We start from the raw sequence: 13,748 nt of genomic DNA on the forward strand, positions 1-13,748 counted from the left end.
ATTGAGCATCCGAAAGGCTGTATTGCCGACAGTGTAAACAAAAGGCGTCATTAAGAGGAGAAAAAAATCCCAGCAATGTGAAACGTAATATCACTTTGCCCTTCGGGCTTTGATTCTTTTCACTTCACGATACGCATCTATAGTCGAAAGAAAACGAATGCAAATACCTTACGAAATATTTCGATCACTGTCACGAAATCTGTAAAACACTATTGCCTGGCTTTCGAAATGATATGACTATCTTCGAAAACAAACGGAGGCCAAAAATGAAAGATATTATCAATAAGCATAAGCAAGGCGAAAGTACCGGGATTTGTTCTGTCTGCTCTGCGCATCCTTTGGTGATCGAAGCTGCCCTGCGGGAGGATCTCCGCACCGATCGTAAAGTGCTGATTGAAGCCACCTCCAATCAGGTGAATCAGTTTGGTGGCTATACGGGAATGCTGCCGATTGATTTTCGGGATTTCGTTCTCGCGATTGCGGAAAAGGTGGGATTCCCCATCCAGCGCCTCATTCTCGGCGGCGATCATCTGGGGCCAAACTGCTGGCAAAATGAAAATGCAGACAGCGCAATGTGCAAAGCAGAAGTGCTGATAGCGCAATACGTCGAAGCAGGTTTCAGCAAAATACATCTGGATGCCTCTATGTCCTGCGCCGGCGATCCGGTTCCGCTTGATCCTTTTGTTGTCGCTCAGCGCGCAGCACGCTTGTGTCTGGTGGCCGAACGTGTTGCAACACCCCAGCAAAAAAGGTCACTGACTTACGTCATTGGGACCGAAGTGCCGGTTCCCGGCGGAGAAGCTTCTGCTATTCAACACGTTCATGTGACTGAGTCGAAAGATGCGCAAGCCACGCTCGAAATGCATCATCAGGCTTTCAGGGAAATGGGGCTTGAGGCGGCAATTGAGCGGATCATCGCCGTTGTTGTGCAGCCAGGCGTAGAGTTTGATCATAGCCGGGTAATCCACTATCAGCCAAAGCTCGCTCAGTCATTATCTGCCTATATAACAACGACTCCGCTGGTTTATGAGGCGCATTCGACGGATTATCAGACCCGTAAATCCTATCGTCATCTGGTTGAAGATCACTTTGCCATTCTGAAAGTCGGGCCGGCATTAACCTTTGCGCTTCGGGAAGCCGTTTTTGCTCTGGCGAATATCGAACAGGTACTGATTGCCCCCGAATCCCGCAGCCAGATACTGACGGTGATTAACGGCGTCATGCTGGACGAGCCGGTTTACTGGAAAAAATACTACAACCCGACATTCAGCCTTTCGCTGATCGACCTGCATTTTAGCCTTTCAGATCGTATCCGTTATTACTGGCCTAACGCCCGTATCAACCGGGCTATGGAAGCGCTGGTCACCAATCTACAAACAGTGGAAATTCCCCTTGGCCTGCTGAGCCAATATTTACCCGCGCAATTTGAACGCGTGATGGCGAATAAATTGACCAGCGATCCTCACGAACTGATTATCGATAAAATTCAGGATGTTCTTCGCGCCTACCATTACGGCTGTTCCCCGCAGTCCGCCAGTGCGGAGGCATGCTGCAATGCATAACTGTGAAATCTTCGTCAAAACAAATATTGCCTTCACGGACTACCAGGACGTTCTGGCCCACATCGGTGAATGCATGGTGAAAGCCGGTGTGGTTGAAAACACCTATCCGCACGCGCTGCTTAATCGCGAAGCCGAATTTCCGACGGGTATTCAGCTTGAACAACATGCGGTCGCAATCCCGCACTGCGAAGCCAGCCATGCCCGAAGCCCGGCGATCTATCTGATTCGTCCTGATGCTCCCGTTGAATTCTTTCAGGCTGATGATGAAGGCACCGTCCCGGCGTCCCTGATTGTGGCACTTATCGTCACTCACCCATCAGAGCAGCTGAAACTGTTGCGTCAACTCTTCGGTCAGTTACAGAAACCTGAATTTTTAGAACAACTGCTCACGGCTCCCGAACACCAACTGTCATCCATTTTTGAGCAACATGTTTTCTCACAGGCTGAAGAGAAAATGTCTCCCGTTTATATCTGAAGCCCTTACCACCCGAAGCGACCTCTACACCTTACTTAAAAACATTAAAACAAAGCATCAAGGAGTCTTAACGTGAAGCGAAAAATCATTGTCGCCTGTGGCGGAGCCGTAGCTACATCAACTCTGGCCGCAGAAGAAATCAAAGAGTTATGCGCAGCACAAAACATTGAAGTGGATCTCGTCCAGTGCCGCGTCACTGAGATTGAAACCTACATGGACGGTGCGCACCTGATTTGCACCACCGCCAGAGTTGACCGCAAGTTCGGGGATATTCCCCTAGTACATGGGATGCCGTTTATTTCCGGTGTCGGCATGGATGCGTTGCGTGAGCAAATACTGACCCTGTTGCAGGAGTAAGCCATGTTTACCGAAATAATGCGCTACATCCTCGACCTCGGGCCAACAGTCATGTTGCCCGGCGTCATTATCATTTTCTCCCTGATATTAGGCATGAAACTGGGGACTCCTTTAAATCAGCTATCCACATTGGTATCGGCTTCGTCGGTATCGGGCTGGTGATTGGTCTCATGCTCGATTCCATCGGGCCCGCAGCAAAAGCGATGGCCGAGCATTTCGAAATCAACCTGCAAGTGGTGGATATCGGCTGGCCGGGTTCATCACCGATGACCTGGGCTTCCCAGATTGCACTGGTCGCCATTCCGATTGCTATCGGGGTGAATATCGTGATGCTGCTGACCCACATGACGCGCGTCGTCAATGTCGATATCTGGAACATCTGGCACATGACATTCACTGGCGCCATGCTGCATCTGGCCACCGGATCATACTGGCTGGGAATTATGGGCGTCGTAGTTCACGCGGCATTTATCTACAAACTGGGCGACTGGTTTGCGAAAGATACGCGTGATTTCTTCAACCTTGAAGGCATCGCTATCCCGCACGGTTCATCGGCATATCTCGGGCCGATTGCCGTGCTGGTCGATACCGTCATTGAGAAGATCCCCGGCCTGAACAAGATCCACTTCAGTGCCGACGATGTTCAGAAACGCTTCGGCCCGTTTGGCGAACCCGTGACTGTCGGTTTTGCCATGGGTCTGATTATTGGTTATCTGGCCGGATATGACATCAAAGGCGTATTGCAGCTGGCCGTCAAAACCGCTGCCGTCATGTTGCTGATGCCAAGGGTTATTAAGCCGATTATGGATGGTTTAACGCCGATTGCCCGTCATGCCCGTACACGTCTGCAAGCCCGTTTCGGCGGTCAGGAATTCCTGATTGGTCTGGATCCTGCGCTCTTACTCGGCCATACCGCCGTCGTCTCCGCCAGCCTGATCTTTATTCCGTTAACGATTTTGATTGCAGTGCTGGTACCGGGAAATCAGGTATTGCCGTTTGGTGATCTCGCCACCATCGGTTTCTTTGTAACGATTGCGGTTGCCGTGCATCAGGGGAACTTGTTCCGCACACTGATTTCAGGCTGCATCATCATGAGCATCACCCTCTGGATTGCGACGCAGACTATCGATCTGCATACGCAGCTCGCTGCCAATGCCGGGGCTCTCACGGCCGGTGGCAGAGTGGCATCGATGGATCAGGGCGGCTCTCCGATTACCTATCTTCTGATCCAACTTTGTACGCTGAAAAATATCGCGGGGCTCAGCATCATCGGCGTCATTTACGCCGTCGGTGTATTCCTCACCTGGCGACGCGCCCGTAATTTTACCCGGGCTGAAAAACTCGCAGCGGCTGCACTGGCCAGCGCTTAACCCTCATCCAGGCGGAGGGTTTCCTCCGCCTTAAGGAAACAATGATGCAATCTGTAGTGGTACACCAGGGCGGGTCAATCACCGTCGAGGAACGGGAAAAACCCATGCTAAGCGCGCCGGACGATGTGTTAGTGCGGGTGGCGTATTCCGGCCTGTGCGGTTCTGATATTCCGCGCATTTTTGCCAACGCCTCACATTACTACCCGATCACGCTCGGCCATGAATTTAGCGGTTACGTGGTCAGCGCTGGCGATGAAGTTCATGATTTACAGGAAGGTGATGCTGTGGCGTGCGTTCCTCTGCTCCCCTGCTTTCACTGTGAAGAATGCAAAAAAGAAGCGTATTCACAATGTAAGCACTATCAGTTTATCGGCTCACGTCGCGATGGCGGCCATGCTGAATATGTCGTCGCGTCGAGAAAAAATCTCTTCCGGCTGCCGGAAAACGCGTCGCTGTTGCAGGGCGCATTTCTGGAACCGATCACTGTGGGGTTGCACGCACTAAAACTGGCCGGAGGCTGTGAAGGAAAAGAAGTCGTTGTGATTGGTGCGGGCACGATCGGCCAGCTGATCATTCAGGCGGCCAGCGCCCTGGGGGCAAAATCCGTAACGGCTATTGATATCAACCCTCAGCGTTTGGATCTCGCCCTGAGCTCCGGCGCGAGCCATAGCTTTAACAGCGCCCAACTGAACGCCGATGAAATTCGTCATCAAAGTCAGGAACGTCGCTTTAATCAACTGATTATCGAAACCGCTGGCACACCGCAGACTGTCGCGCTGGCTCTCGACATTGCGGGTCCGAAAGCGCAGATCGCGCTGGTCGGCACACTGCATAAAGATCTGACCCTGAATGTGGCGACGTTCAGCCACATCTTGCGTAAAGAGCTGACGTTACTCGGCAGCTGGATGAATTATTCCGCACCCTGGCCCGGCAGCGAATGGCAGCAGGCAACGCAACTTTTCGCGGAGCAAAAAATAAATCTGACGCCGTTAATTGGCTGTCTGGGCGACGCTCAGGAATTTGCGAATGAAGTCGCCGCCCTGAAGGGAAAACCTATGGCGGGCAAAATCCTGCTGGATTTAACAAGGAGCTAAATTCATGTATCTGATCTCAAACAGAGAAATGTTGTTGGCGGCGCAGCGCGAAGGCTATGCGGTTCCGGCATTCAATATCCACAATATGGAAACGATACAGGTTGTGGCCGAAACGGCGGCCGCGATGAGTTCACCGGTCATACTCGCCGGAACGCCCGGCACATTCAGTTACGCGGGAACTCAATACCTGATTTCGTTATGTCAGGAAGCGGCACGCAAAAATCGTATTCCGCTGGCACTGCATCTGGATCATCATGAGACGCTGGAAGACATCGGGACAAAAGTCCGGGCGGGGATCCGATCCGTCATGATCGACGCTTCACATTTTCCGCTGGCGGAAAACATAGAAAAGGTGCGCGATGCAGTGCGTTTGTGTCATGCCTTTGACGCGAGCGTGGAAGCGGAACTCGGGCGGCTTGGCGGGCAGGAAGACGATCTGGTCGTTGAGGAAGGCGACAGCTTCTTTACTGATCCGGTTGTCGCAAAGCACTTTGTAGAATCCACACGTATCGATTCGCTGGCGGTCGCCATTGGTTCGGCGCACGGCTTATATCAGGGCACACCTAAACTGGATTTCCGCCGTCTTGAACAGATTCGTCAGTTGGTGGATATTCCCCTCGTTCTGCACGGCGCATCGGGGATCCCGGATGCGATGATCCATGAGGCAATTGCGCTGGGGATCTGCAAAGTCAATGTGGCGACCGAGTTGAAAATTGCCTTTGCTGATGCGGTGAAAGACTATTTTTCCGCTTATCCTGACGCGAACGATCCGCGTAAATACATCGTTCCCGGCAAGTTGGCAATGCAAAAAGTGGTGGAGGATAAGATCAAGGTTTGTGGCAGCGCTGGCCGTTTATAAACGGGATGGGGCTCATAACCTGAAGGGATAAAAAGCGGAGGTTTTTTCTCCGCTTTTCAGCTCTTTGGCATCTCACCGGTTGCAGCCCAATCACCATTCTGATTTTATGGGTTCTCTCTGAGAGTGAAATGGAAAAGACGATGACAACCCTTAACCACTTTGGTCAACCCGTGGGCGATGCCCTTCCCGACTGGCAACCCTGCGAACGTCCTTCTCGCGTTCAGCTTAACGGCACATGGTGTCGTCTTGAGCCACTGAGCTGCGAACGCCACAGTCAGGATCTCTTTAACGCCTGGCACAGCATTGATGATAACCGCGACTGGACCTACCTCTCCGTTGACCGTCCGGCAACGCAGGCTGATTGCGATTTGTATATTTCACAGCAGGCTAAAAGTGAAGACCCGCTGTTTTTTGCCGTGGTAGATAACGACACAGGGCGCACAGTCGGCAGCGTATCATTTCTGCGTATTGACCCGGTGAACGGCGTTGCCGAAATTGGTTGGGTAAACTGGTCGCCGCTGATGAAACGCACGCGTTTCGGTACCGAAGCGATTTATCTGCTGCAACGTTATCTGTTCGATACGCTAAAATACCGTCGCTGCGAATGGAAATGTCACAGCCTGAATGAACCGTCTAAACAGGCAGCATTACGCTTTGGTTTTCAATACGAAGGCACATTCCGACAGGCTATCGTCCTGCGCAACCATAACCGTGACACCTGCTGGTATTCGGTCATCGACAGCGAATGGCCGGAATCGAAAACAGCGTTTGACCGCTGGTTGAGCGCAGATAACTTCTCTGCGGAAGGTCAGCAAAAGCAGCGTCTGGAAGAACTGCGTAAATAAAAAATAGCCCGCGGAATTCACTGACGCGGGCACTTTCTTTGCATAGCAGATTTAAACAGCGGATTTACACGGCAAACAGCGACGTAACATCCGGCCACGCATAAATAATATTGCGCGAGCGCCAGAGCGGGCCAGCGTCGGTATAGCGCCCTGCCTCGCGGCCACCCAGTGCGCTGTAAAACCGGATTGCCGGTTCGTTGCCTTCCACCACGCCCAGCCCGGCGCTGCGATATCCCGCAGCAGCCAGATGTCGGGCGGCTTCGCTGATTAACCGTTTCCCGATGCCCTGACGTTTAAAATCGCCGGAAACATACAGGAATTTGATTTCAGCCATCTCGCCAAAATCAGGGTTAGATGACGCCGAGGTCAGGCAAAAACCGGCCAGTTCTCCGTTTACTTCGGCCAGAAAAATACCCTGCCCGGCCGGGGGATGATCAAACTTATCCTGCCAGAAAGCTTTACGACGCGGCACATCCAGCGCGGCGAATGCCTCCGCAGGAGCCAGTTCGCGGTAGGTTTCACGCCAGATAGCGACGTGCAATTCGGCGAGTTCATCAATATCTTCTGGCGCGGCTTCGCGCAAAGAAAAAGCAGGCACGGCGTCCCTCATTATAAAAATCCGGTAGCTGAAAAGTCAGGTGAGTATAGTCAGGCTTCTTCTTCGCGCGCTAACAAAGAACGCTTTCTTTCCACGCCCCAGCGATATCCGGAAATATTCCCGTCTGTTTTCACCACGCGATGGCAGGGAATGGCGACAGCCAGCAGGTTTGCCGCACAGGCACCGGCCACGGCGCGAACGGATTTTGGCGAGCCAATTTTGCGGGCGATTTCGGCATAGCTGGCGGTGGTTCCGGCAGGAATATCACGCAATGCCTGCCAGACACGCTGCTGGAAAGCTGTACCACGAATATCCAGCGGCAAATCCAGCCCGGTTTGTGGCTGTTCGACAAAACCGACGATCACCGCAATACGCTGCTCGAAATCAGGATCGCCGCCCACCAGTTCAGCCAGCGGGAAACTGTTTTGCAATTCAGCGATCAGTTTTTCCGGATCATCGCCCAGCAAAATGGCGCAAATGCCGCGCTGACTTTCAGCAACTAAAATCTCGCCCAGCGAAGACTGCCCGATGGCAAACCACACGCGGACATCACGGCCACCGGCGCGGAATGACTGCGGCGTCATCCCCAGAATCGTGCCTGACGTTTCGTAAAACCGGCCATCGGATGAATACCCGGCGGAGTGAACCGCTTCGGTCACTGTCGCCGCGGCGGCCAGTTTTTCACGAACCCGCCGCGTGCGCTGCGCCTGCTGATATTCTTTTGGCGTCACGCCGGTTTGGGCTTTGAAAATACGATGAAAATGGTAGGCGCTGATGCCGACTTCTGTCGCCAGCTGGTTCAGTGTGAGTATGTCGGCAGACTGTTCAAGCAGACGGCAGGCCTGCGCGACGCGCTGAGCGTGAAACTGCGCCAGTGAAATAAGCCCCTGACGGCAGCGCTTGCACGGACGAAACCCGGCTTGCTCGGCGGCTTCGGCATCGTCGTAGTATTCAATATTTTCGGGGTTTGGCTGGCGTGACGGACAGGAAGGTGCGCAGTAAATGCCGGTGGTTTTTACGGCATAGACAAACTGGCCGTCGGCTTTTACATCACAGCTGACGACCGCCTGCCAGCGCGGATCCTGCGCCTGATGACTTTTCGCGCTTCCCGATACCGCTTCGTGACGAACTTGCGTTTTACCTGACATGGTCTGCCTCATATTTCCCGACGGGAGGATCCACAGCTTATGCCGCGGAATCTCCGTGCGCCCTCCGGCGCTTGCTTTCTCATTCAACCCGCCGTTTTCAGCCTCCAACCGGCGCTGAAGGCGTATCAAGGATCAGCTGATAAAAGGCCAGATCCAGCCAGCGGTCAAATTTCCAGGCGGCCTGTTTAATCGTCCCGGTGTGGCTAAATCCGTTCTTCTCATGCAGCGCAATGCTGCCGCCGTTCGCCGCATCGATCGCACCAATCAGCGTATGGACATCGCGCTCGCGTGCCGCGTCAATGAGTGCATTGAGCAACACTTTTCCCAGCCCTTTTCCACGATGATCTTTATGAATATAAATGGAATGTTCAGCGGAATATTTATAGGCTGGCCACGCGCGAAACGTGCCGTAGCTGGCAAATCCCAGCAGCGTCCCCTTTTCATCCTCAAGGCCGATAACCGGGAAATTATTGATCAGTTTAGTGGCAAACCAGGAGGTCATACTGTCGATATGGCGCGGTTTATAATCATACAAAGCCGTTGACGTCAGAATGGCATCATTAAAAATATCCAGAATCGCCACTGCATGCTGACGTTCAGTACAGGCAATCAGTTTCATCAGATGTTCCCCTTCGCTTCCGTCATGGTTTAATTTCCACTATAGTAGATTTAATTCCACAAAAGTAAACAACGGAACGCCTGATATGTCAATCGACCAGTTGATCGCCACACGTCTGCAATCATTACGAAAAACTCAGGGGCTGAGCCTCGAACAGCTGGCAAGCAGTTCCGGGGTCAGTAAAGCGATGATTTCGAAAATTGAGCGGCAGGACAGCAGCCCGAGCGCCAGTCTGCTGGGGCGTCTGGCGGCCAGCCTCGGCGTGTCGCTGGCGCACCTTCTTTCAGAAGAAAACCCGCAGCCCGCCCCGCTGCGTCCGCGGGCACAGCAGGAAGTCTGGCAGGATCCGGATATCGCTTATCTGCGCCGCCAGGTGACAACACATGAAGAAAATGGCGGGCCTGAACTGGTGGAAATTACCCTTCCCGCCGGAGCGCGCGTCAGCTATCCCGGCTGGCATCAGCAGGCTTACAAACAGCGGTTGTGGATGGTAGACGGCACGCTCGATATTCGTTACGGCGATGAAAACTACGCGCTGGCTGCCGGCGACGCCCTGACGTTTGGCGTCGATTTGCCTGTCACATTCAGTAATCCGGGTTCGCAGCCTTGCCGCTATTTGCTCGTCATGAGCGACAAATAGCGTCTGCGTTTTCAAGCAGCGCGGATTCCGCCAAACCCCAGATATGGATCAGCCCGAGCGCGCCGGCGGTGCACAGGCGTTGTACGTAATATTCAAAACCCTGCCCGGCGATCACGATTTTGCCTTTGACGTTCTGCGCCCGATTTTTCCACTTCAGGCGCGCATCCAGCCCCTGTTCCTGCAATAAAGACACCATGCGCTGCGCCGCCAGTTCGGCATCATCACAACCGGAAAGCCGGTGCAGCGAGGAAAACTCGTGCAACAGGCCATCCATCAGAGGCAGTAAATGTTCACGAACCGGCGGGCGCAGCAGCATTATTGGGCTTTCTCCTGCTGATGTACGGACATGTCCAGCGGGCCGAAATATTTCACTTTGATCTTCTCCCAGGTGCCGTCGGCCTTAATTTTTGCCAACCCGTCGTTGAGCAACGCTTTGATTTTGAGATCGTCTTTGCGCACGCCGTAGGAAGAACCAATGCTGAATATTTTGTCGTCACGCACTTCCGGGCCGGTCAGCTCGAAGTTTTTTCCTTCCGGTTTATTGAGGAAACCAAAGGTCACGGCGACCGCCGGGCTGAGCGCGCCGTCTAAACGCCCGGCGACCAGATCCTGATAAATCGTATCCTGATCGGCGTAAGCCACCACATCCACACCTTTCGGCTGCCAGAAGGTATTGGCGTACATTTCCTGAATCGATCCCTGCTGAACCGCAATGCGTTTACCCTGCAAAGACTCCGGCGTCGGCAACAGCGGGCTGCCTTTTTGTACCACCAGTTTGGTCGGGATGTGGAAGACGAAATCGCTGAAATCAATCACTTTACGGCGTTTTTCCGTCGCACCCTGTGGCGAAATAAAATCGACTTTTTTGGCGAGCAGGGAAGGAATTTCGGCGTCAAAACTGCTGACCACGTATTCGCATTTCACCTTCATCACGTCGCAAATGGCGTTGGTGATATCAATTTCAAAACCGGTCGGCGTGCCGCTGGCGTCACGATACTGGAACGGCGGATAACCCATGTCGGCGGCGACGCGCAGGGTTTCGCCGTCTGCGTGAGCCATCGCGCTGCCAAAGGTCAGTGCCAGAACGGCAGCAGCCAGTGTTTTTTTCATCATTATTCTGTCCTCTCTTCCCAAAGTTATTGTTTTAACTGCCAGTTTGAAAATTCTTCTCTTACTGCACGGAGCTTTGTGTCGTCCTGACATAAATCGAGAGCCGTCATCGCCAGCGCTTTGGCGGCCTGTAACATGCCCTGCAAACCGGCGTCAGAACCGGCAGCAACGGCGAATTCTGGCGTGTGAGGAAGGACATCGCCGATACGGATATACGGGTGGATCGCCGCCGTAATCTGGCTGACGTTGCCGATATCAGAAGAACCAATGCCGCCTTTCAGCGGGGGCGGCACCACCTCAACGCCCATCGCCTCCAGGTTTTGCTGGAAGAATCCGGCCAGCGTCAGGTTGTTGTTGCGTTCGGCGTAGGTCAGCCCTTCTTCGATTTCCAGCCGCGCGCCGGTCATCAGCGATGCGCCGCGTGCCGCATCGAACACTTTTTGCTTCACGACGGTCAGCCCTTTCACGGTGTCGGCGCGCATCAGGAATTTAGCTTCGCTGTAGGCCGGAACGATATTGGTGGCGCTGCCGCCATCGGTGATGATGCCGTGAACGCGCACATCGTCGGTGAACAGCTGACGCAGCGCGTTAATCCCGTTGAAGGTGTGGATGACCGCATCCAGTGCGCTGATGCCGTTTTGCGGCGCGGACGCCGCATGCGCTGCTTTGCCATAAAATTTAAAGACGGCATCGACACACGCCAGCCCGCCGCGCACCACCATGGTTTTATCGCGCGGATGGAACATCATCACCGCATCGGCATCGTCAAAAATGCCTTTGTCACTGAGGATAATTTTGCCGCCGCCTTCCTCTTCCGCCGGTGTGCCGATCACTTCCAGCCGGCCTGTCAGTAACTGCGAAACCTGTTTCAGCGCCAGTGCCGCCGTCACGGAAGCCGTGCCGATCAGGTTATGTCCGCAGGCATGGCCTAGATTGACCAGCGCGTCATATTCGGCCAGCAGCGCAATCACCGGCCCCGGTTTACCGCTGTCATAAGTGGCGCGGAACGCCGTCGGCAAGCCGCCGAGATCTTCTTCAATCTCAAAACCTGCCGCGCGCAGGGGCGCAATGAGCGCGGCCGCAGAATTCACTTCTTCAAAACTGAGTTCCGGATTGGCATGAATATTCAGCGCCAGTTCCGTCGCCTGAGCCGCCAGTGAATCGACGGCAGCGATAATCTGCGCCTTTTGTTCTTCTGTAGTGCAAACCGACATAAATATTCCCTGCGATGGTGCAAAACCAAAAATTATTTTCGGATGAAGGTTTTTTGATATTGCGTTAACACGTCTCTATACCTCCAGAAATAGGGCTTTTAGGGGTTTTGGTCAAATTGAGCCTTTTTATCTGTTGCCCTTTTTACGCAAAAATTATTTTATGGTGTTCGACTTTTCGGGCAGTCATCCGGGGAAATCCATGAACGAAAAAGACTGGCTGATTTTGCGCGCCGTATATCAGCACAAAAATATTACCCGCGCGGCGGAGCAGCTTTACACCTCGCAGCCAGCACTGAGTTACCGCCTGCGTCAGATCGAACGCAAACTGGCTATCCGCTTATTTGAGGAAGGGCAAAAGGGGCTGGTTTTCAGCGCGCAGGGGGAATACCTCGCACAACACGCGGTGAACGTGCTCAGCGATTTACAGCAGTTGAAACTCAATCTGCACAGCCTGGATCAGGCGCAGCAAGGGGAAATTTCGCTCGGTGTCTCCAGCAATTACGCAGCATATCGTCTGCCGCCTTTGCTGAACCAGTTCCGCCAGACGCATCCGGGGATCCGCGTCAGCCTGATGAGCGGATTCAGCGAGGATATTATTCAAAAGCTGCTGCGCGGCGAGATTGATATGGCGCTGGTGAAAGATGATTTTAACTGGAAGGAAGGCAAGCATCTGATTGAAGAAGATGACTATGTGCTGGTGAACAGTCAGGATTTTGATTTCGCGTTGCTGCCGCACATGCCGCAGATAAAAATCCATCACGGCGCGCACGTCACGCAACTCATTGAACGCTGGTGGAATGCCAATTTCTCGCACGCGCCGAACATCACGATGGAAGTCGATAAACTCGAAGTGTGCATGGCGATGGTGGAGCACGGGCTGGGCTACGCGATTGTCGCCACCTATATGCCACTGCCGGAGCATTTTTACCGGCGGCCCGTCAGCGTCGATGGCACGACGGTGAAGAACCGCACCTGGCTGCTGCACCGCCATAACCTGAACGCCACGCCGTATATGCAGGCGTTTATTCATCTGTTACAGACGGCGCAACAAGGCAACGTGTTGAAAGTCTAGGCGTGCGTGCTTTTATTGATTACTCTGCGGACATGCGTTTTTCATAAACTCATCGTCTTATATTTTGACACTACAGAGGTGGTTCAATGAGCGAATCTTCTTTATCGATAGGCATGCTGCTTTTCCCGGAACTCACTCAGCTTGATCTTACGGGGCCATATGAAGTGTTTGCCAGAGCGCCCGATGCCAACGTTCATCTGATTTGGAAAACATTGGATCCGGTGAGATCCGATCGTGGCATGGGCATTTTACCGACCTGCACGTTCGATACATGCCCGGCGCTGGATGTGATCTGCATACCGGGTGGTCCGGGGCAAATAAATCTGATGGACGATGATGAAACGCTTTCTTTTATTCGTACCAAAAGTGAAAACGCGAAATTAGTGACCTCCGTTTGTACCGGCTCTCTTGTTCTCGGCGCAGCCGGGCTTCTACGCGGCTATAAAGCCACGACTCACTGGGCTTCACTTGATCAGCTCACGCTGCTTGGCGCTGAACCCGTTAACGAACGGGTGGTCAGGGATCGCAACCGGATTACGGGTGCCGGAGTAACGTCAGGCATTGATTTCGCCTTAAATGTTATTGCGGATATCTATGGAGCAGAAATTGCTCAGAGTATTCAATTGCACATGGAATACGATCCTGAACCGCCATTCACCTCCGGCTCGCCTCGTGTTGCACCGGAGGAAATACTTGAGCAGGCAAAAAAACAAATAGCGCCTTTTATAGAGAAAAGACGTCTGGCGACAGAAGCCGCCGGACGCCAGTTACTGAAAAACAACTGA

15 protein-coding genes and 1 pseudogene are annotated in these 13,748 nt (G+C 53.3%); 10 read left to right on the plus strand and 6 right to left on the minus strand.

All coding sequences use genetic code 11. From position 1 onward, the window contains the following. The first annotated feature begins 266 nt into the window (after positions 1 to 266). The 7 genes and pseudogenes from gatZ (at position 267) to BV494_RS12430 (ending at position 6,562) form a co-directional block, all read left to right on the plus strand. Positions 267 to 1,562 carry a tagatose-bisphosphate aldolase subunit GatZ gene (gatZ, locus tag BV494_RS12400; RefSeq protein ID WP_104923148.1) on the plus strand — a complete coding sequence of 432 codons (1,296 nt, stop codon included), beginning with the start codon at positions 267 to 269 and terminating at the stop codon, positions 1,560 to 1,562. Next, positions 1,555 to 2,037, plus strand: a complete 483-nt coding sequence (gene gatA, locus BV494_RS12405; protein WP_104923149.1) for a PTS galactitol transporter subunit IIA — start codon at positions 1,555 to 1,557, stop codon at positions 2,035 to 2,037. Before gatZ ends, gatA begins: the two co-directional genes overlap by 8 nt. Positions 2,038 to 2,109: 72 nt before the next feature. Beyond that, positions 2,110 to 2,394 carry a PTS galactitol transporter subunit IIB gene (gene gatB, locus BV494_RS12410; RefSeq protein WP_104923150.1) on the plus strand — a complete coding sequence of 95 codons (285 nt, stop codon included), beginning with the start codon at positions 2,110 to 2,112 and terminating at the stop codon, positions 2,392 to 2,394. A gap of 3 nt (positions 2,395 to 2,397) precedes the next feature. Further along, positions 2,398 to 3,764, plus strand: a pseudogene (locus BV494_RS12415) (galactitol-specific PTS transporter subunit IIC). A 44-nt stretch (positions 3,765 to 3,808) separates the two neighbouring features. Next, positions 3,809 to 4,858 (plus strand): galactitol-1-phosphate 5-dehydrogenase, encoded by a 1,050-nt coding sequence (gatD, locus tag BV494_RS12420; protein WP_104923152.1) that lies wholly within the window; start codon positions 3,809 to 3,811, stop codon positions 4,856 to 4,858. Between the two features lie 4 nt (positions 4,859 to 4,862). Then, on the plus strand, positions 4,863 to 5,717 hold the full coding sequence (locus tag BV494_RS12425) for a tagatose bisphosphate family class II aldolase (protein ID WP_104923153.1): 855 nt from the start codon (positions 4,863 to 4,865) through the stop codon (positions 5,715 to 5,717). A 140-nt stretch (positions 5,718 to 5,857) separates the two neighbouring features. After that, a complete protein-coding gene (locus BV494_RS12430; protein ID WP_104923154.1) occupies positions 5,858 to 6,562 on the plus strand; it encodes a GNAT family N-acetyltransferase in 705 nt (234 codons plus the stop codon). 64 nt (positions 6,563 to 6,626) lie between these two features. On the opposite strand, the gene BV494_RS12435 is transcribed toward BV494_RS12430, so the two are convergent. From BV494_RS12435 to BV494_RS12445, 3 genes are all read right to left on the minus strand, one after another. Next, positions 6,627 to 7,160, minus strand: a complete 534-nt coding sequence (locus tag BV494_RS12435; RefSeq protein ID WP_104924789.1) for a GNAT family N-acetyltransferase — start codon at positions 7,158 to 7,160, stop codon at positions 6,627 to 6,629. A 50-nt stretch (positions 7,161 to 7,210) separates the two neighbouring features. Beyond that, a complete protein-coding gene (gene ada, locus BV494_RS12440) occupies positions 7,211 to 8,308 on the minus strand; it encodes a bifunctional DNA-binding transcriptional regulator/O6-methylguanine-DNA methyltransferase Ada (protein ID WP_104923155.1) in 1,098 nt (365 codons plus the stop codon). A gap of 97 nt (positions 8,309 to 8,405) precedes the next feature. Beyond that, a complete protein-coding gene (locus BV494_RS12445; RefSeq protein WP_104923156.1) occupies positions 8,406 to 8,927 on the minus strand; it encodes a GNAT family N-acetyltransferase in 522 nt (173 codons plus the stop codon). An 85-nt stretch (positions 8,928 to 9,012) separates the two neighbouring features. On the opposite strand from BV494_RS12445, the gene BV494_RS12450 reads away from it, so the two are divergent. After that, positions 9,013 to 9,567, plus strand: coding sequence for a helix-turn-helix domain-containing protein (locus BV494_RS12450; protein WP_104923157.1), 555 nt, complete (start codon positions 9,013 to 9,015; stop codon positions 9,565 to 9,567). Here BV494_RS12450 and BV494_RS12455 read toward each other — a convergent pair. From BV494_RS12455 to BV494_RS12465, 3 genes are read right to left on the minus strand one after another with little or no spacing between them, the layout of a single operon-like run. Continuing rightward, positions 9,551 to 9,883 (minus strand): hypothetical protein, encoded by a 333-nt coding sequence (locus BV494_RS12455; protein ID WP_226789972.1) that lies wholly within the window; start codon positions 9,881 to 9,883, stop codon positions 9,551 to 9,553. The genes BV494_RS12450 and BV494_RS12455 overlap by 17 nt on opposite strands. Beyond that, a complete protein-coding gene (locus BV494_RS12460) occupies positions 9,883 to 10,680 on the minus strand; it encodes a transporter substrate-binding domain-containing protein (protein WP_104923158.1) in 798 nt (265 codons plus the stop codon). Before BV494_RS12460 ends, BV494_RS12455 begins: the two co-directional genes overlap by 1 nt. Before the next feature lie 23 nt (positions 10,681 to 10,703). After that, on the minus strand, positions 10,704 to 11,891 hold the full coding sequence (locus BV494_RS12465) for a M20 family metallopeptidase (RefSeq protein ID WP_104923159.1): 1,188 nt from the start codon (positions 11,889 to 11,891) through the stop codon (positions 10,704 to 10,706). Positions 11,892 to 12,090: 199 nt separating this feature from the next. Between BV494_RS12465 and BV494_RS12470 the strand changes: the two genes are divergently transcribed. Together BV494_RS12470 and BV494_RS12475 are read left to right on the plus strand one after the other, a co-directional pair. After that, positions 12,091 to 12,963 (plus strand): LysR family transcriptional regulator, encoded by an 873-nt coding sequence (locus BV494_RS12470; protein WP_104923160.1) that lies wholly within the window; start codon positions 12,091 to 12,093, stop codon positions 12,961 to 12,963. Between the two features lie 86 nt (positions 12,964 to 13,049). Beyond that, on the plus strand, positions 13,050 to 13,748 hold the full coding sequence (locus tag BV494_RS12475) for a DJ-1/PfpI family protein (protein ID WP_104923161.1): 699 nt from the start codon (positions 13,050 to 13,052) through the stop codon (positions 13,746 to 13,748).

The organism is Rahnella sikkimica, from assembly GCF_002951615.1.
Lineage (GTDB): Bacteria > Pseudomonadota > Gammaproteobacteria > Enterobacterales > Enterobacteriaceae > Rahnella > Rahnella sikkimica.